16 protein-coding genes are annotated in these 17,405 nt (G+C 70.2%); 9 read left to right on the forward strand and 7 right to left on the reverse strand.

Annotated features, from left to right (window positions below; all coding sequences use genetic code 11):
- Nucleotides 1-126 precede the first annotated feature (126 nt).
- Both ABEB28_RS30550 and ABEB28_RS30555 read right to left on the reverse strand, forming a co-directional pair.
- Nucleotides 127-660 (reverse strand): hypothetical protein, encoded by a 534-nt coding sequence (locus tag ABEB28_RS30550; protein ID WP_345731709.1) that lies wholly within the window; start codon nucleotides 658-660, stop codon nucleotides 127-129.
- A gap of 96 nt (nucleotides 661-756) precedes the next feature.
- The gene (locus ABEB28_RS30555) at nucleotides 757-1,023 is read right to left on the reverse strand and encodes a hypothetical protein (RefSeq protein WP_345731710.1); all 267 of its coding nucleotides are present in this window, start codon (nucleotides 1,021-1,023) and stop codon (nucleotides 757-759) included.
- Between the two features lie 330 nt (nucleotides 1,024-1,353).
- Here ABEB28_RS30555 and ABEB28_RS30560 point away from each other — a divergent pair, with 330 nt between their 5' ends.
- Nucleotides 1,354-2,301, forward strand: coding sequence for an NAD(P)/FAD-dependent oxidoreductase (locus tag ABEB28_RS30560; RefSeq protein WP_345731711.1), 948 nt, complete (start codon nucleotides 1,354-1,356; stop codon nucleotides 2,299-2,301).
- Nucleotides 2,302-2,449: 148 nt separating this feature from the next.
- A complete protein-coding gene (locus ABEB28_RS30565) occupies nucleotides 2,450-3,661 on the forward strand; it encodes a citrate synthase (RefSeq protein WP_345731712.1) in 1,212 nt (403 codons plus the stop codon).
- A gap of 68 nt (nucleotides 3,662-3,729) precedes the next feature.
- Here ABEB28_RS30565 and ABEB28_RS30570 read toward each other — a convergent pair whose 3' ends face one another.
- The 5 genes from ABEB28_RS30570 to dnaA all read right to left on the reverse strand — a co-directional run bounded on the left by ABEB28_RS30570 (nucleotide 3,730) and on the right by dnaA (nucleotide 10,795).
- A complete protein-coding gene (locus ABEB28_RS30570; RefSeq protein ID WP_376980795.1) occupies nucleotides 3,730-4,314 on the reverse strand; it encodes a DciA family protein in 585 nt (194 codons plus the stop codon).
- On the reverse strand, nucleotides 4,283-5,491 hold the full coding sequence (recF, locus tag ABEB28_RS30575; RefSeq protein WP_345731714.1) for a DNA replication/repair protein RecF: 1,209 nt from the start codon (nucleotides 5,489-5,491) through the stop codon (nucleotides 4,283-4,285). The genes ABEB28_RS30570 and recF overlap by 32 nt, the downstream gene beginning before the upstream one ends.
- A gap of 33 nt (nucleotides 5,492-5,524) precedes the next feature.
- Complete coding sequence (gene gnd, locus ABEB28_RS30580) at nucleotides 5,525-6,457, reverse strand: phosphogluconate dehydrogenase (NAD(+)-dependent, decarboxylating) (RefSeq protein WP_345731715.1); 933 nt, start codon at nucleotides 6,455-6,457, stop codon at nucleotides 5,525-5,527.
- Between the two features lie 280 nt (nucleotides 6,458-6,737).
- On the reverse strand, nucleotides 6,738-7,877 hold the full coding sequence (dnaN, locus tag ABEB28_RS30585) for a DNA polymerase III subunit beta (protein WP_345731716.1): 1,140 nt from the start codon (nucleotides 7,875-7,877) through the stop codon (nucleotides 6,738-6,740).
- Nucleotides 7,878-8,686: 809 nt separating this feature from the next.
- Entirely contained in the window at nucleotides 8,687-10,795 is a 2,109-nt protein-coding gene (dnaA, locus tag ABEB28_RS30590; protein WP_425559012.1) for a chromosomal replication initiator protein DnaA, read from the reverse strand.
- A gap of 498 nt (nucleotides 10,796-11,293) precedes the next feature.
- On the opposite strand from dnaA, the gene rpmH reads away from it, so the two are divergent.
- From rpmH to ABEB28_RS30625, 7 genes are all read left to right on the forward strand, one after another.
- Complete coding sequence (rpmH, locus tag ABEB28_RS30595; protein WP_035859730.1) at nucleotides 11,294-11,431, forward strand: 50S ribosomal protein L34; 138 nt, start codon at nucleotides 11,294-11,296, stop codon at nucleotides 11,429-11,431.
- A 17-nt stretch (nucleotides 11,432-11,448) separates the two neighbouring features.
- Entirely contained in the window at nucleotides 11,449-11,847 is a 399-nt protein-coding gene (rnpA, locus tag ABEB28_RS30600; RefSeq protein ID WP_345731718.1) for a ribonuclease P protein component, read from the forward strand.
- Between the two features lie 164 nt (nucleotides 11,848-12,011).
- The gene (gene yidD, locus ABEB28_RS30605; protein WP_345732036.1) at nucleotides 12,012-12,284 is read left to right on the forward strand and encodes a membrane protein insertion efficiency factor YidD; all 273 of its coding nucleotides are present in this window, start codon (nucleotides 12,012-12,014) and stop codon (nucleotides 12,282-12,284) included.
- A complete protein-coding gene (yidC, locus tag ABEB28_RS30610; RefSeq protein ID WP_345731719.1) occupies nucleotides 12,281-13,390 on the forward strand; it encodes a membrane protein insertase YidC in 1,110 nt (369 codons plus the stop codon). The genes yidD and yidC overlap by 4 nt, the downstream gene beginning before the upstream one ends.
- Before the next feature lie 76 nt (nucleotides 13,391-13,466).
- Nucleotides 13,467-13,979 carry a Jag family protein gene (locus tag ABEB28_RS30615; RefSeq protein ID WP_345731720.1) on the forward strand — a complete coding sequence of 171 codons (513 nt, stop codon included), beginning with the start codon at nucleotides 13,467-13,469 and terminating at the stop codon, nucleotides 13,977-13,979.
- 46 nt (nucleotides 13,980-14,025) lie between these two features.
- Nucleotides 14,026-14,811, forward strand: a complete 786-nt coding sequence (rsmG, locus tag ABEB28_RS30620; protein WP_376980793.1) for a 16S rRNA (guanine(527)-N(7))-methyltransferase RsmG — start codon at nucleotides 14,026-14,028, stop codon at nucleotides 14,809-14,811.
- Between the two features lie 1,472 nt (nucleotides 14,812-16,283).
- Entirely contained in the window at nucleotides 16,284-17,402 is a 1,119-nt protein-coding gene (locus ABEB28_RS30625; RefSeq protein ID WP_376980802.1) for a ParA family protein, read from the forward strand.
- Nucleotides 17,403-17,405 lie beyond the last annotated feature (3 nt).

The following is a 17,405-nucleotide window of genomic DNA, read 5'->3' on the forward strand; positions in this document are numbered from 1 at the left end:
GTGCAGCGCGGCGCAAGCCTGACACGCGCGGGTACGGAGCCAGTCTAGCCGTCCGGTCCGACAGGAAGTCGCAGCGGCGCGTCCTGTGGGCTAGCTGACGCTTTCGGCCCCCATCCGCGTGGGTACCTACTGGGGCTGGCTGCCGACTTCGTACGACCGGTTTCCCGGCGCGAGGCTCGACGCCGTGGTAGTCGGGTAGCGACCGTACCCCGACGGCCCAACCGAGCCGGCTCCCCTGGACGCCGGCGGAGGCGAGGACACTCCGGCGGGGCGGTCGGCGACGGCGCCCGACGGACCGCTCCCGGCCGACGGCGGATCGCTCACCGGGGCGCGGGGCGCCGGGTAACTTCCGCCCGGACCGGCAGTGGACGCGGTGCCGCCCGCGGCCAGCCGCGCGGCGAAGGTGCGAAGCAGCTCGGCCGTCTGGGTCAACGGCGCCACGGCGTCCCGCGCGCGGTCGGCGGCCTGGTTGAGGTGCGCGGCCAGACTCGGCGGTGCGGTGATCGGTGGCCCCTCGGGCTGCTCGAACCGAATGGTGGCCACCACGCTCGCGGCGTCGCGGAGCTTCTGCGAGACCTCCACGACGGGGCTCCGCTGCCGCTGGGCCTGGTCGGAGAGGAACCGGAGTCGACCGGCGATCCGCTCCAACTCAGATGCCATCGGAACAACCTTCCGTACTGGCTCGCCTGCTCTGCGTATCCATTCTCACATCGCCTGAGGATGAATAGCTGCCGATGTCGGGATCACTCAGGCCCGTCACTCAGGCACCGTCGCGACGAACCGGCGCCCTTCGATGACCGCGTTCCGCATCAGCTCGATCGATCGGTCCAACTCGTCGAGGTTCATCTGGAGCTGGTCGAGGACCTTCCGGTCGTAACCGGTGGCGGTGCCGGCGATCGCCGAGTCGACCTGCGAGACCGCCTCGTGGATCTGTTGTTTCAGCTGAGTGAGGCTCGCGGCTTGGCGCTCGACTTGACCCAATCGCTCGAGGAGCCGTCGCTTCTCGGCCGCCGAAGTCGCCATGCCGAATGACTTTAGCGGCCGCGCCGGTGGCCGAGTTGGACGGTGAAGCGACCGAGAACGGTGTGCTCCGTGGGTTTCGCGATTCGCAGATGATCTTTGTCGATCAATGTCGATTGGGCTTGATCCACATATCCACAGGAAGCCTGTGGATAACTCTCGTCACCGCAGGAGGGGCGTGGTCGGCCCGCCCGCCGCAGGCCGGTGACCGCTGCTTCCTTCGGCCGCTTCTCGGTCGCGCGATCCGTGCTGATCTATGTTGATCAACATAGATCCACCTGGATCACGGTGGGCTGCAGCGCGCGCTGCGGGACGAACTGTGACGATGGATGCATGGCGGCTGACGTGCAGATCATCGGAGCCGGGATCGCGGGTCTCGCGTGTGCGAGAGCGCTCGTCGGCGCCGGTCACCGAGTAGTGGTCCGGGAACTATCCGAATCCGTTGGTGGGCGGATGGCGACCCGTCGGCTGGACGGTCGGCCGGTGGACCTCGGCGCGTCGTACTTCACCTGCCGCGACGAGGCTTTCCGCACCGTCGTCGACGACTGGGTACGGCGCGGGCTCGCCCACCCCTGGACCAGCGCGTTCGCCGTCCACACGCCGCACGGAACCACCCCCGGCGAGGACGGACCCGTGCGCTACGGCAGCCGCGGCGGCCTCCGCACGCTCGTCGAGGACCTCGCGAGCGGGCTGATGGTGTCGCTCGGCGATCCGGTGACCAGCGTCGAGCCCGGTCCACGCGTCAATGGCTGGCCCGCCGACGCGGTCGTGCTCGCGGTACCCGACCCGGAGGCGCACCGGCTGCTCGACCCGGCCTGCACGGAAGAGCGGGATCTCACCGCGGATACCCCCTGGTCACCGGTGATCGCGGTCGCTGCGGGCTGGTCGAGCAGGCGCTGGGACGTGGACGGGGTCTTCGTGCACGACGATCAGGTCGTGGAGTGGATCGCGGACGACGGCCGGCGACGAGGGGACTCCGCACCGGTGCTGGTCGCCCACTCCACGGCCGAGTTCGCAGCGGCGCACCTCGACGACCCGCACCAGGCCGCCGTCGCCGTGATCGACACCGTGCGCAGCGTCCTCGACATCCCCGAGCCGCCGAGCTGGATCTACGTCGAGCCGTGGGCGCGGGCACGCCCGGTCGAGCCACGCGCGACGCCGTACCACTACGGCGAGGCACGGATCGGCTTGTGCGGAGACGCGTGGGGATCTCCCCGCATCGAGACCGCCTGGCTGTCCGGCCACCGACTCGGCACCGAAATCGCCCGCACGCTCGCCTGATTCCGCCCTGCCGACCTGCCCGACAACTCGGGTCGATCGATGTTGATCCACATATCCACAAGACACCTGTGGATACCGCCAGCCCGCTGGCCCGGCGCATCGATACATTGATCAATGTGGGCAGGCCGGGCGAGCGGGGAGGTGAAGGATGACCGACGAGGTCTCCTTGCTGTCCACCGCGGAAGCCGCCCGCCGGCTCGGCGTCAAACCGGCAACGCTCTACGCGTACGTGAGCCGCGGCCTGCTGTCCCGGGTTCGAGGCGCCGACGGCCGCACGAGCTTCTTCGATCCGGCCGAGCTCGACTCGATGGCGCAGCAGCCGAGGACCCCGGTTGCGGCCGCAGGCAACGGGGTCGTGGTCCGCACCGCGGTGAGCGAGATCCGTGACCAGCGGCTCTGGTATCGCGGACGGGACGCCTGCGAGATGGCGCGCACCGAGTCGTTCGAGGCCGTCGCCGGCTGGCTGTGGTCGGCCGGTCGGCCGATGCCGCCGTTCGCCGGGCCCGCTGAGTTCGTCGAGGCCGGCCGTGCGGCCGCCGATGCGCTTCCGGACGGCGCCCGGCTCCTGGACCGCATCCGGGCGATCGTCGCAGCGGTCGGCGCGGTCGACCCGTTGCGCGCCGACCTCCGGCCCGAGGCCGTGATGGTCACGGCCGCCACGCTGATCGGTGCGCTGGTGGACGGTCTACCGCGCAGGCGGGAGAGGGACGCGGACGCCGAATCCGTGGCGCAGCGGCTGTGGGGCGTCCTGACCTCGCTCCCCGCCGAGCCGACCACCGTGGCATCCCTGAACACCGCACTCGGTCTGCTCGCCGACCACGCGGTGACCGCGTCGACGCTCGCGGCTCGGGTCGCCGCGTCGGCCCGCGCGCACCCGTACGCGGCGATCGGAGCCGCGCTCTACAGCCTGGACGGCCCGGTGGAGAGCGGAACGACCGCGCTGGTGCACCGGACACTGGTCGAGGCCGAACGGGACGGCAGCGTCGCGGTGGTCGCGCGCCTGCTCGACCAGGCGAACCAGCTGCCGGGATTCGGCCACCCGCTCTACCCGGACGGCGACCCCCGCGGCCGGACGCTCATCGACGTGCTCGCCGCCGAACCGCCGCACCGCGGCCGGTGGGAAGCCGTGGAGCAGTTCCTCGCGACCGGTCAGCGCGGTCGGCCGCTGGCTCCGACGATCGACTTCGGAGTGGCGGCGCTGACGTTCACCGCCGGGATGCCCGCCGACGCCGGGCTGGCCATCCTCGCGGTCGCGCGGTGTGCGGGATGGGTCGCGCACACGCTCGAGGAGTACGCGGAGGAGCCGGACCGGTTCCGGCCGTCCGCCGAGACGCAGCGGCGGTCCCGTCTGCGGCCCTGAGCCGCGGGTGGCCTCCGCAGCCGCGGGTGGCCTCGGGGCCACGTCCGGGCGCTGCGCCAGGGGCTGGGTCAGCCGTAGGTGTCGCGCGGCCCACGGCCGCGGACGGAGAGCGGTCCCCGCTTCCAGCTCGGCGAGGACGGCCCGTGCACCCGGATCTTCCGGACGATGTCGGGCCCCACCTCGGCGGAGAGCAGCCCGAGCAGTTTGCCGGAGAGCAGGCGCAGCTGGGTCGCCCAGGCTGTGGACTCCGCCTGGAGGGTCAGCTCCCCGTCACGCAGTCCGACCGGGCGGGATTTCGCCGCGATCTCCGGGCCGACGAGGGTGGGCCAGTCCCCCAGCACCCGCGCTTCGGCCGTAGCGCGGTCCCAACCGCGCTCGGCCACCATCCGACGCACCAGGCGGCCCAGCGGCTGGGGATCGCGCGGGTCCGGGCCGGCGCCGCTCCAGCGACGTCGCTTGGGGCTCTGACCGTCGCCGGGCTGGCGCGCCGGTGCCCCGGGACGGGTGGTGTACGTGCGGCCCGCCGCACGGGCAGCGTCCAGAGCGGCCCGTGCCAGCTGTGCACCGGCGAGCGGCTTCGTTCCGCCGCCGGGCGCTGCCGGCGTAGCGTCCGCTGCTTCGTCAGACACGAGTGACCTCCCCCGCCGCGACATCGAACCGTACACCCTGCAGCGCTGACGGAACGTCCGCGGCGACAGCCGCGGTCACCAGCACCTGGGACGCATCCCGGACCAGTCCCGCCAGGCGATCACGGCGTTGGGTGTCGAGTTCGGCGAAGACGTCGTCGAGGATGAGGACCGGCTCACCACCGTCCGCGCTGAGCAGGTCGTAGCTGCCCAGCTGGAGGGCGAGCGCGTAGGACCAGCCCTCGCCGTGGCTGGCGTAACCCTTCGCCGGCAGGTCACCGAGCCAGAGCACGACGTCGTCGCGGTGCGGGCCGACCAGGGTGATGCCCCGCTCGATCTCCTGGCTCCGCGACGCGGCCAGCGACTCCAGGATCCGGTGGGTCAGGTCGGCGACGTCGACGTTGAACTCCGGACGGTCGGTGACCGGCTCGGGCAGGTCGGTGGCTGAATCGCCGTGCGTGGACGACCGGTAAGCGAGGCGGGTGCGGCCCTTGCCCGCGCTGACCGCGTCGTAGGCCTTCGCGACGTACGGCTCCAGCGCGCTGAGTACCTCGAGCCGACCGGCCAGCAGCTCGGCGCCGTGCGCGGCCAGGTGCCCGTCCCAGACCTCCAGGGTCCGGAGGTCGCCGGCTCCCTTGGCGGCGCGACGCGCGGACGCGGCCGTGCGGAGCAGCGCGTTGCGTTGTCTCAGAACCCGGTCGTAGTCGGCGCGGACCGCGGCGTAGCGGGGCGAACGGGCGACCAGCAGTTCGTCGATGAACCGACGACGCTCGGCCGGGTCGCCACGCACGAGTGCGAGGTCTTCGGGGGCGAACAGCACGGTCCGCAGCGCCCCGAGAACGTCCCGTGGCCGGGCGACCGGCGATCGATTGAGACGGGCGCGGTTGGCCTTGCCCGGCACGATCTCCAGCTCGACGAGCAGCTCGCGGGCGTCCCGGACGACGGCCGCGCGGATCACCGCCCGGGTGGCGCCCGCCCGCACCAGCGGTGCGTCCGTCGCCACCCGGTGACTCCCCAGGGTCGAGACGTAGCCGATCGCCTCGACCAGGTTGGTCTTGCCTTGGCCGTTCGGGCCGACGAACACGTTCGGGCCGGGCTCGAGATCGACCGACACCGCGGGATAGCTGCGGTAGTCGACCAGAGACAGGTGGCGGACGTGGGTGCCGCCCAACCGGTGGGGGTCCCCGGCCCGATCCGTGTTCATTTCCCCTTCATACAGTGAGAACGGCCGGTGCGATCAGGAGTCGACGGTTCCGCCAGGGCCACCGGCGCCGGCCTCGGCCGCCACCTTGGCCGCCTTGGTGACCGCGTGGCCACCGAACTGGTTCCGCAGCGCCGCGACGGCCTTCATCGCCGGCGAGTCGTCCTGCCGGGAGCTGAACCGAGCGAACAGCGCGGCGGTGATCACGGGCATCGGCACCGAGTGGTTGATCGCCTCTTCGACGGTCCACCGTCCCTCGCCGGAGTCGTTGACGTAGCCCTTGATCTCGTCGAGGTCGGGGTCTTCCTCCAGCGCGTTGACCAGCAGGTCGAGCAGCCAGGAGCGGACCACGGTGCCCTGCGTCCAGCTCTTCAGCACGCCCGGCACGTCCTCGACGACGTCGGTGGCGGCCAGCAGCTCGTAGCCCTCCGCGTAGGCCTGCATCATGCCGTACTCGATGCCGTTGTGAACCATCTTCGAGAAGTGGCCTGCACCGATCGGGCCGGCGTGCACGAACCCCGATTCGCCCTCCGGCTTGAGCGCATCGAAGAACGGCTGGACGACCGCGACGTGCTCGGCGGAGCCGCCGACCATCAGTGCGTAGCCGTTCTGCAGGCCCCAGACACCGCCGGAGACGCCGGCGTCGACGTAGCCGATGCCCTTCTCGGCGAGCAGGTCGGCATTGATCTTGTCGTCGGTGAAGCGGGAGTTACCACCGTCGACGACCACGTCACCGGCCGAAAGCAGCTGGCCCAGCTCCTTGACGGTGTCCCGGGTGGGCTCGCCCGCGGGCACCATGACCCAGACGACCCGCGGCGAGCTCGTGAACGCGTCCACGAGCTCGGTCAGGCTGCCGACGTCGGCGATCTCGTGGTTGCGGTCGTAACCGATGACGGTGTGACCAGCGCGGCGCAGGCGCTCGCGCATGTTGCCGCCCATTTTGCCGAGCCCGATGAGGCCGATCTCCATGCTGCTCTCCCCTGCGTTCTGATGGCCCAGTCTTCGCGTGGCGGTTGCCGGCCGGGTCGGTGTTCCACGAAGCGACCGGTCGTGGCCTAGGTGCCGCAGGCGCCCAGTTCGACAGCCGTGCCCCGGCCAGACCGTCTCCACACACCGGACGCTTCATGATCGATTCTTCCCCGTGCCCGGCAGGCAGATGTCAACCGGTCCCCGGCTATCTGTCGACGGGCCGGGGAACCGACACGGAACGACCCCTGCCGCGGGCCGCTGCTACTGGGAAACGCCGCCGTTACTGGGAGACCCGGACAGGCATCAGCAAGTACCGGTAGGCGCTCTCGTTGACCGGCTTGGACTCGGCGTCGGCCTCTTCGCCGGTCAGCACGGCCGGCTTGAGCGGGGTGGTGCAGGAGAGCACGGCGACCTCGGTGCCGAGCGCGTTCAAGCCGTCGAGCAGGAACTGCGGGTTGAACGCGATCTCGATGTCCTCGCCGTCGAACACCGCATCGGTGGACTCGGACGCCCGCGCGTCCTCGGTGCCGCCCGCCTCGACGGTGAGCGTCCCCGTGGTGAACGCGAGCCGCACCGGGGTGTTCCGCTCGGCGACCAGCGACACCCGCTTGACGACCTCGATCATCGTGGCGGTCGGGACCTTGGCCTGGATCGCGTGGGTGTCGGGGAAGAGCGACCGGACCGGCGGGAACTGACCGTCGAGCAGGCGGGTGGTGGTTCGCCGCCCAGCGCCGGAGAACCCGATCAGACCCTCGCCGGTGGTGCCCTGGCTCAGCGCGAGCGTGACTTCGGTGCCCGACGACATCGCGCGTGCGGTGTCGGAGAGCGTGCGGGCCGGCACCAGCGCGTGCTGGCTGACGTCCGGAGCGCCGGGACGCCAGGTGAGTTCGCGCACCGCCAATCGATACCGGTCGGTGGCGAGCATCGTCAGCCGGTCGCCTTCGAACTCCAGCCGGACGCCGGTGAGGACCGGGAGGGTGTCGTCCTTGCCTGCCGCGACGACGACCTGGGAGACCGCGCTGGCGAACTCGTCGGCATCGACGGCACCGGCGACCGTGGGCATCTCCGGCAGCGTCGGGTAGTCCTCCACCGGCATGGTCGGCAGCGTGAACCGGGCGGTGCCGCAGACGATCTCAGCGCGCGCCTCGTCGGCGTCGAGCTCGACCGGGTGGTTCGGGAGCGCCCGGGTGATCTCGGCGAGTAGACGGCCGGAGACCAGGACGCGGCCGGGCGTGTCGGTCTGGACGTCCACGCCCATCTGGCTGGAGACCTCGTAGTCGAAGCCCGAGACGGTCAACCGGTCGTTGTCAGTCTCCAGCAGAACGCCGGCCAGCACCGGCACCGGCGGCCGCGCCGGCAGGCTTTTCGCCGTCCACGCGACGGCGTCGGCAAGCGACTCGCGCTCGACCCGGAACTTCATTCCTCGCCTCCATCAAAACGCTGGCCCTGCTGCGGGTAGGGCAGGCCCTGTTGCTTCTCGGGATGGGCCTCGGTGCATCCGACGTCGATGGTGGCAGCACCGTCGATGTGATGCCGTCCTTCGCCGTGCTGGGGAGCCGACCGTACCCCGACCGTGCGACGAAACGGTGCGCCGGGCGGCGAAGGCGCGTCTGCAGCTTCCTTCTTCGGTGCCGTTGGTGTTCGGAGGCTCGGATCGGAGTTTTCCCCACAGTCCCCAGCACCTAAGAGCATGTGAGATCTCTCTAGATAACTGATTCATCGTCGTAGTAGGGGCTGTGGGAACTGTGGGAATCGAACGTTTTCGCAGCGTGCGACGTGAATGGGGGTGTGGAAAGGCAGTGGGGACATTGGGGATGACGGAAGGCCGGTTGTGGATGCCGCGCAGTTGTCCCCGGCTACCCACAGCGCACCCACATCTGGGCCCACAGGTTCCCCACATTCCGAAGCCCTTTCCACAGAGTTATCCCCAGCCTGTGCATGAGCGCAGATGAAACGGTGGATAGTCCTGGGGGCAGTGCGGTGGATGGGCGATGAGGTCACGGCTCCAGCCAGCGATCTCACTCGTACCCACCTGTGGGTAAAGAACGTCCACATGGTGTGGACCACCTGGGTGCACGGCCTGTGGATCGCGAGACTCGGTCCGAATACGCGTAGCTCGCAAATGGTGCATTTGGTGAGTGGCTAAAACCGCAGAGCGCCGGCTTCCGCGCGCGAACGACAACGGCCCGCGCCTCCCTTCGGGACGGCGCGGGCCGGAAACGGCGGCGGTTACTGCTGTGCGCGCTGCTTGATTCGGTTGGTCAGCTCGGCGATCTGGTTGTAGAGGGATCTCCGCTCGGCCATCATCTGGCGGATCTTGCGGTCGGCGTGCATGACCGTCGTGTGATCGCGGCCGCCGAATGCCTGGCCGATCCGGGGCAACGACAGGTCAGTCAGCTCGCGGCACAGGTACATGGCCACCTGGCGAGCGTTCACCAGTACCCGGGAGCGCGAGGAGCCGCAGAGGTCGTCCATCGAGACGCTGAAGTACTCGGCCGTCGCGGCCATGATCGTCGCCGCGGTGATCTCGGGACCGCCGCCCTCGGGGATCAGGTCCTTCAGCACCACCTCGGCGAGGCCCAAGTCGACCGGCTGTCGGTTCAGGCTGGCGAACGCGGTGACCCGGATCAGCGCACCCTCGAGCTCGCGGATGTTGGACTGGATCTTGCTGGCGATGAACTCCAGCACCTCCGGCGGCGCCGCCAACCGCTCCTGGGCCGCCTTCTTCCGGAGGATCGCGATCCGCGTCTCCAGGTCCGGCGGCTGGATGTCAGTGAGCAACCCCCACTCGAAGCGCGTACGCAGCCGCTCCTCCAGCGTCGACAGCTGCTTGGGCGAGCGGTCGGAGCTGATCACGATCTGCTTGTTCGCGTTGTGGAGCGTGTTGAAGGTGTGGAAGAACTCCTCCTGCGTCCGCTCCCGGCTCTCCAAGAACTGGATGTCGTCGACGAGCAGGATGTCGACGTCGCGGTAGCGGCGCTGGAACGCCTGCGTCTTGTCGTCCCTCAGCGAGTTGATGAAGTCGTTGGTGAACTCTTCGGTCGACACGTACCGCACCGCGCGGGCGTTGCCGAGCGACTGGGCGTAGTGGCCGATCGCGTGCAGCAGGTGGGTCTTGCCCAGCCCGGATCCGCCGTAGACGAACAGCGGGTTGTACGCCTTCGCCGGCGCTTCGGCCACCGCGACCGCGGCCGCGTGGGCGAACCGGTTCGACGAGCCGATGACGAACGTCTCGAAGGTGTACTTCGGGTTCAGCCGGGCCGGTTCGGTCGGCCGGGGTGGCTCGCTCCGTCGGATGCCGCGGTTGGCCGGCTCGCCGTGAAGCGGCGACTCCGGATGGTGCCGCCCGCGGTTGTCGAAACCGGACGAGTAGGCGGTTCCGTCGTACGGCTCGTAGCCGCCGGGCCGTGCGGCGCCGTACGGGCCCGGGGCGCGGTAGGCGGGCGGCGGGTAAGCGGGCACGCCGGCCGTACCGACGACGCTCGCGGCCCCGCTCGCGGGTGGCGCTCCGGTGCCCAGCGTCGGCGGAGCGGCCGCGTCGGGTACGTCCGCTCCGGCGTTCGGGTCGGTGGCGGCGTGCCGACCGCGTCCGCGCTCACCCGCCGCCAGCGGGTCGCCCGGATCCGCCGTCCCGGCCGCTGGAGCGTCGGCCGGCTCCGGCTCGTCGTCCGGGCGGTACCGGTCGGGGCCGACGCCGTAGGTGGTCGGTTGGGCGGGCGAGATCGGAGCCGGCGGTGCGCTCTCGCCGTACGGGCGGAACGCCTCCGGCCGGTAGCCGGCGGCCGGCTGCGCGGGGTACTCGGGGTGTCCCGGTGCCGCGGGATAGTCGCCACCCCGGACACCTGTCCGGTAGTCGCCGTCGGTGCCGCGGTCGAACGGCAACTGATCCTGGCCGGAGTGCGGACGGATGCCTCCGCGGTCGCCCTCGAAGCGACCAGGTGGATAGTTCTCCGGCCGCCAGTTGTCGACCGACGGCAGTTCCACGACTCGGAGCTCCATGGTCTGCTGCTCGACCGGGACGCGAACCGTGACCGCCACGTTGACCGTTCGGCCGAGCTGGCGCGAGATCGCATCGGTGATGACACCGCGTAGCCGACTCTCGAAGGCGTCCTTCGCGAACTGGTTGGGCGCCGCCAACAACGCGGTGTCTTCCACCAGCGCGAGCGGCCGGGTCAGTCTCAGCCAGGCGCGCTGTTGGGGACTGAGGTCCTGGTCGGCCAGGCTCTCCGTGGCCGCAGACCAGATGCCTTCGAGATTGACGCTCTCGTCGGTCACCGTTCCCCCTGGTAGATAGCGTCGCTCTCGGGCACCCGATGCACTGTCCACACCGGTTTCCACACCCTGTGTATAGTGCGCGGGCCCAGACGTGAACCGGACATTTCGCGCCCCGGCTCCGACGGCGTGTCGGACGGCTGCCCTTCGGCGGACCTACCAGGCCGAACGCCCCCGACTGCTCTGACGGGGATCCGACGAGATCAACCAGGACCGGCAAACGGGCAGGCTAACAGCGTCGTTGAGCACCCAACAAGGCGTTGTCCACAGGCCAGGTCGGCCGGTTGTCCCGCGCAGGGCCGTGGCCTGCGGGCATGCCTGATGTGCCACGTTGAATACGGGACGGAAGAGGCTGTCCGCGGCAGAACGCTCCGAGCGATGTCGGTCACTGGTTGTGGATGAGGCCGACCGCATTTGCTGGGCCTGTGATGGCTCACGTACGCTGGAAGCATCTATGGCTATGTCCGTGCCGCGAGGACGGACCGGTGACCGGCGAGAAGTCGGCCACCGGATTAGCCGAGCCGCCCGCAGTTCGACCTGATAGTACGCATCGGAGACCTCGACGTGAGCAAGCGCACCTACCAGCCGAACAACCGCCGCCGCGCGAAGACCCACGGCTTCCGGCTGCGCATGCGCACGCGTGCGGGGCGGGCCATCATCGCCGCCCGGCGCCTCAAGGGGCGCGCGCGCCTCTCCGCCTGATCCGGCAGGAGCGCGGCGTGCTGCCGGCGCACGCGCGGCTGCGGCGGCGCGAGGACTTCACCAGGGTGCTGCGCTCGGGCAATCGCGCAGGTCGTAGCACGCTCGTCGTCCACGCGGCGTTGGGGCCGACGGTTCCGGCCGACCCGGCACGCACCGGCAGTCTGACGAACGACGCCGGCCCGACGGAGAGCTCCGTCCGGGCCGGTTTCGTCGTCTCCAAAGCGGTCGGCAACGCTGTCGTGCGGCATCGCGTCGCACGACAGCTCCGCCACCTCGTTCGCGACCGGCTGCCGCAGCTACCCCCGGGTAGCGCGGTAGTCGTCCGTGCGCTGCCGGCCGCAGCGGACCAGTCATCCGAGACCCTGGGCCGCGACCTCGACGGCGCGTTCCGACGCATCTTGAAGGCCCGACGATGAGCGTGGCTCCCCGCCGTGTACGGGACGTCTCCGATGAGACGGTCCCGGACACGTCCGCGCCCGCCGAACTCGACGCGGGCTCGGCCGCCGCAGATCGTGAGCGCGACAGCGCGACGGAAGCGGCGGAAAAACCGGCCGGTCGGATGTCGCGGCTACTGCTCGCGGTGCTGATCGCGCCGATCCAGTTCTACCGCCGGTGGATCAGCCCGGCTCTTCCGCCTCGCTGTCGATTCCACCCCAGCTGCAGCGCCTACGCTCTCGAGGCTTTGCGGACTCACGGTCCGGTGGCGGGGATCCTGCTGGCAGGCTGGCGCGTGATGCGCTGCCACCCGTTCCACCCCGGCGGGTACGACCCGGTCCCCTCGGCGCGGCCCCGTTGGGCCCTCCGCCTCCGTCGTGCCCGTAACCGCCGTCTGTCGTCTGGAGCTTCTCGGTGAATCTGAACTGGATCTACACGGGCATCTCGTGGATCCTGCTGCGCTGGCACGACCTGTGGGGCGGCCTCCTCAACATGCCGTCCGGCCTCGCCTGGGTGCTCTCGATCGTCTTCCTCGTGCTGACCGTCCGGGTCGTGCTGTTCCCGGTCTTCGTCAAGCAGATCAAGTCGCAGCGAGCCATGCAGGCGCTCCAGCCGCAGATGAAGGAACTGCGCGACAAGTACAAGAACGACCAGCAGAAGCTCCAGCAGGAGATGATGGAGCTCTACCGGCGGGAGAAGGCCAACCCGCTGATGGGCTGCCTTCCGATCTTCCTGCAGATCCCGGTGTTCCTCGGTCTGTTCCACGTGCTGCGGCTGATCAACCCGGAGTCGGAATCCGCGTTCCGCGCGATGACGACTGAGTACGGCTGGACCGAGGAGCAGTTCAACAGCGCGTCCGAGGCGCGGATCTTCGGCGCGCCGATCGCGGCTGCCTTCCGGAACACCGCCGAGCAGCTCGAGCAGCTCGACGCGAGCCGACTCGCGGTCACGCTGGTCTCCGGCATCTTGATCCTGACGATGGTCGTGACGACCTACATCACCCAGCGCCAGATGATCGCCCGGAACGGCCCCGCCGCCGACCCGACGCAGGCGATGGTGCAGAAGCTGATGCTCTACGGCATCCCCGCCTCGCTGCTGATCTCCGGCGCCATCTTCCCGATCGGTGTCGTCATCTACTGGGTGACGCAGAACTTCTTCTCGATGGGCCAGCAGTTCTGGGTGCTGAGCAAGATGCCGCCGATCGGGGGTCCGAAGGTCGACCCCGAGACCGCGCGTGCGATGGCGCCGAAGCCGGGCGTCAAGCCGGTCAACCCGAAGAAGGGCGGCCGAGGCGCGACCGTCCGCCAGTCGTCGACCGGCGGCTCGGTCAAGTTCGACACGGCTCAAGCCCGGGCCGAGCGCGCGGAGAAGGCGAAGTCGGACGCTGCGGCCGACAGCGGGGACGACGGCACGGGCAGCGCCGACCAACCCGCACCGGCGCGTCGCCCGACCCCTCCCCGCGGTAGTGGCGGAAGACGTCCGCAGGACAACCGCAATCGCAAGCGGAAGGGCGGCCGGCGCTGAGCCAGCAGTTCAGGCACCCGGCCCCGACGGACCATTGGCGCCCCATCGCGGCGGCGCCGCAAGCCAGGGAGTAACGATGACGGAGACGCGTTCCACGGATACGGAGTCTGTGGAGGAGACGGGTACCGACCTTTTGGTGCGCGAGGGCGACATCGCCGGTGACTACATCGAGCGGCTGCTCGACATCCTCGACTTCGACGGGGACATCGACATGGACGTCGAGGGCGACCGGGCGGTCGTCGCGGTCATCGGTGATGAGCTCGACGCCCTGATCGGTCCGCGCGGCACCACGCTCGACGCGCTGCAGGAGCTGACCCGGTTGGCGGTGGTCCAGCAGACCGGCGTCCGCAGTCGGCTGATGCTGGACGTGGGCGGGTACCGCGCCAAGCGGCGGCAGGAGCTCGTGGCGATCGCGAAGAACGCGGTCGAGCAGGCTCGGTCGCTGGGCGAGCCGGTGAAGCTCAGTCCGATGAACCCGTTCGAGCGCAAGGTCGTGCACGACGCGATCAGCGCGATCGGCGACGTCCGGAGCGAGTCCGAGGGCGAAGAGCCGGAGCGCCGCGTGGTCGTCCATCTGCAGAACGCGTGACCGAGCGCTTGCGCGAGGTCGCCGCTAAGGGTGCCGAGGAGCTGTCGTGAGCGGCACACTTCCCGCGAGCCCCGCCGGTCCGCCGGCGGGGCTCGCTGCTGTTGCGGCCCAGATTTTCGGTGAGCGTCTTCCGGTGGCGATCCAGTACGCGGAGCTGCTCGGCACCGCGGGTGTCGAACGCGGGCTGATCGGTCCGCGCGAGGCACCTCGGCTGTGGGAGCGCCACCTACTCAACTGCGCAGTGGTCTCGGAGCTGTTCCCGGCCGACGCCTCGGTCGTGGACGTGGGGAGCGGCGCCGGGCTGCCCGGCCTCGTCCTCGCGATCGTCCGGCCGGACCTGCGGATCACGCTGCTGGAGCCGCTCTCTCGACGGGTGGCGTTCCTCGAGGAGACCGTCGCGGCGCTGGAACTGTCGTCGGTGACGGTGTTGCGCGGACGGGCCGAGGAGGTAGCCGGGCGAGTGGCGGCATCGATCGTGACGGCACGTGCGGTGGCGCCACTGGATCGGCTGGCGACCTGGTGTCTGCCGCTCTGCGAGGCCGACGGACGCATGCTCGCGCTCAAAGGATCGTCCGCGGCCGAGGAGATCAGCGAACACGCCGCCGCAGTAGCACGGGTTGGAGGCGTCTCCCCTCGTATCGTCGAGTGCGGAGGCGGTGTCGTCGACCCTCCGACGACCGTGGTCGAGATTCTCCGTGGTGGCTCCGTGGCCACCGGCCCTCGGCGTCCCGGCGCGCGAGACGTCAGGAACGGCGGTGATCCGTCCCGTCGACGGCGGCCGAATACGGCTGCTGCGAGTCGCCGGCGACGGAGAGGACCACACGGCCCATGACCGACAGCGCATCTCGGAAGCCCACCGCAGTGGGATGGCCGGACTCGAAACCGGCGGAGTCCGCGGTGATTCACCTTCCGGGACGCGGGAGCTCGGACCTCGGCTGGCCCGAGCTCACACCGGTCGACGAAGCAGTTGAGGACGTCGGGGCGCGGGGTCTGATCAGACGCCGCGCCCGTCGTCATTCGACCCGGACCGCTGAGCCGATCCGGCGGCTGCGCCGGATCGCCAACTCGGCGTCCCCGCTGCGGTTGATCCGCGGGGTCGGGACTTCCCTGCCCGGGGATTCGGCCTCGGGTTCGGTCTCTTCCGACGAGGTCGATGACGCGACCGCGGACCTGTGGGTCCGCGTTGAAGGCTTGGTGGACGCGGAGCCCCGGGGGGATTCGGGTGGCGTGCCGTCCGCCGGGGATGCGGCGGGGCCGTCCGACGCCCGTGCCGGCTATTCGGGGGAGACCTCCGGCGCCGGAGTGGGCGCCGGGAACGGTGAAGTCGCCGCGGGTGATTCCCAGGGCGGCCGGTCAGACGGTCCGCTGGACGGCGCTTCGGTTGCAGCTGCCCGGACTGAGAGCGCGGCCGCCGGAATCGAGAGCGCGGTCGTCGGCGAGGCTGGGCCCAGGGGTGACAGTGTGCCGGGTGAAAACGGCGCTTCGGCGGGCGACGACGCGTCCCGTCGCGAGGTCCTTCCGGCAGACGAGATCGCGCCGGCAGACGAGATCGCGCCGGGAGGTGAGGTCCGGTCGGGAGGTGAGGTCCGGTCGGGAGGTGAGGTCCGGTCGGGAGGTGAGGTCCGGTCGGGAGGTGAGGTCCGGTCGGGAGGTGAGGTCCGGTCGGGAGGTGAGGTCCGGTCGGGAGGTGAGGTCCGGTCGGGAGGCGAGGTCCGGTCGGGAGGCGGGGACGCGGCTGCTGGTTCCGGTGATGCCGCCGCCGATGTCGGTGGCCCGGTCGCTCGCGGGGACGCAGTTGATGCGTTCCGTTCCGCCGGAGGCGCCGATGCTGACGGGGGCGAGGTGCGCGCTCCGGCTGCCGCTCGTGCTGCCGACGACGGCGGCGCTACCGCTCCTCTGGGTGCCGCGGCCGCCGGGGACGGTGCGGTGGCCGGTGCCTCGGTTGCTGGAGTCGGCGGTGGGGACGCCCGGACTCCGGGGGCATCTGAGCACCCTGAGTCGACCCCTCGGCTGCGGTCGGTGGGGCCGAGCGAAGGGCTCAACGTCGAGGGCGGGCGACTGGAGATCGTCTCGGCGCCCTCGATCGAGGATTTGCTCGGCACCACCGCCAGCGAACGCCGCGCGGGCGAACTGAGCGAAGGAGTCAGTGATTCGCTTCGCGATCTCATCCACAGAGTTGTCAGTCGGGCAGAGGATCGTCACGCCGGGGCGGTACCGTCGGGAAGTGCCGGCGCGACCCTTGCCGAAGTTTCTCGCTTCGAGGCAGGCGCAGCGATTGCAGCGTCGGCGGACACTGCTGAGCCCATGGGGTCAGCTTCCCCCGAGTCCGGTACTGAACAGGTCCAGGAGATCGACGTGAGCGACCCCGCTCAGTCCGCCCCTCATAGCCTCACGAGCGCGGCCGGTGAGAGCCAGCAGCGCATTCGGGCGGTGTTGGACGACGCGACCGCCGTTCCACGTGAAACGGCACCCGCCCCCTTCGACGTTCCACGTGAAACAGATCCGTTGGCGATGGACGCTCGCGTCCTGCCGGGCGACGTTTCACGTGAAACAGAGGACGACGATCTTCCGATCGCCATCGAAGCCCGCCGCGCCGTCCAGGTACTCAACCCCGGGCACAACACGTTCCCCCGCCCCGCGAAGCGGCGCGTCATGTGTGTGGCCAACCAGAAGGGTGGCGTCGGCAAGACCACTACGACGGTCAACCTGGCGGTGGCGCTCGCGCTGCACGGCAGCCGCGTCATGGTGATCGACCTCGACCCGCAGGGGAATGCGTCGACGGGGCTGAGTGTCGACCACCGGGCCGGCGTCCCCAGCACCTACGACGTCCTTGTCGACGGCATTCCGCTCGCCGAGGCCACGGTGGCCGTCGACGGGGTGCCGAACCTCTACTGCGTGCCGGCGACGATCGACCTCGCCGGCGCGGAGATCGAGTTGGTGTCGGTGGTCGCCCGCGAGAACCGCCTGCGGCGAGCCATCGACGCCTTCCCTGCCGACATCGACTACATCTTCATCGACTGCCCGCCATCCCTCGGCCTGTTGACCGTCAACGCGCTCGTCGCGGCACGGGAGGTCCTCATCCCGATCCAGTGCGAGTACTACGCGCTGGAAGGGCTTGGGCAGCTGCTCCGCAACGTCGAGCTCGTCAAGGCGCACCTCAACAACGACGTCCAGATCACCACGATCCTGCTGACGATGTACGACGGCCGGACCAAGCTCGCCGACCAGGTCGCCGCGGAGGTCCGGGGGCACTTCGGCGACACGGTGCTGGAGGCCGTGATCCCGCGGAGTGTTCGCGTCTCGGAGGCGCCCGGCTTCGGGCAGTCGGTGATCACTTACGATCCTGGTTCGCGCGGATCGACGAGTTACCTTCAGGCGGCTCGGGAGATCGCGGAGCGCGGGGCCGCGGTCCCGGGCCATTGAATC

Source organism: Cryptosporangium minutisporangium, from assembly GCF_039536245.1.
Taxonomy (GTDB): Bacteria; Actinomycetota; Actinomycetes; order Mycobacteriales; family Cryptosporangiaceae; genus Cryptosporangium; species Cryptosporangium minutisporangium.

Bases quoted from the DNA above. Each gene is read 5' to 3' on its own strand.
- ABEB28_RS30555 (WP_345731710.1), bottom strand. From the start codon at position 1,023: ATGGCGACTTCGGCGGCCGAGAAGCGACGGCTCCTCGAGCGATTGGGT.
- gnd (WP_345731715.1), bottom strand. From the start codon at position 6,457: ATGGAGATCGGCCTCATCGGGCTCGGCAAAATGGGCGGCAACATGCGC.
- ABEB28_RS30565 (WP_345731712.1), top strand. From the start codon at position 2,450: ATGACCGACGAGGTCTCCTTGCTGTCCACCGCGGAAGCCGCCCGCCGG.
- dnaN (WP_345731716.1), bottom strand. From the start codon at position 7,877: ATGAAGTTCCGGGTCGAGCGCGAGTCGCTTGCCGACGCCGTCGCGTGG.
- recF (WP_345731714.1), bottom strand. From the start codon at position 5,491: ATGAACACGGATCGGGCCGGGGACCCCCACCGGTTGGGCGGCACCCAC.
- ABEB28_RS30560 (WP_345731711.1), top strand. From the start codon at position 1,354: ATGGCGGCTGACGTGCAGATCATCGGAGCCGGGATCGCGGGTCTCGCG.
- ABEB28_RS30550 (WP_345731709.1), bottom strand. From the start codon at position 660: ATGGCATCTGAGTTGGAGCGGATCGCCGGTCGACTCCGGTTCCTCTCC.
- ABEB28_RS30615 (WP_345731720.1), top strand. From the start codon at position 13,467: ATGACGGAGACGCGTTCCACGGATACGGAGTCTGTGGAGGAGACGGGT.
- ABEB28_RS30625 (WP_376980802.1), top strand. From the start codon at position 16,284: ATGGGGTCAGCTTCCCCCGAGTCCGGTACTGAACAGGTCCAGGAGATC.
- ABEB28_RS30570 (WP_376980795.1), bottom strand. From the start codon at position 4,314: ATGTCGCGGCGGGGGAGGTCACTCGTGTCTGACGAAGCAGCGGACGCT.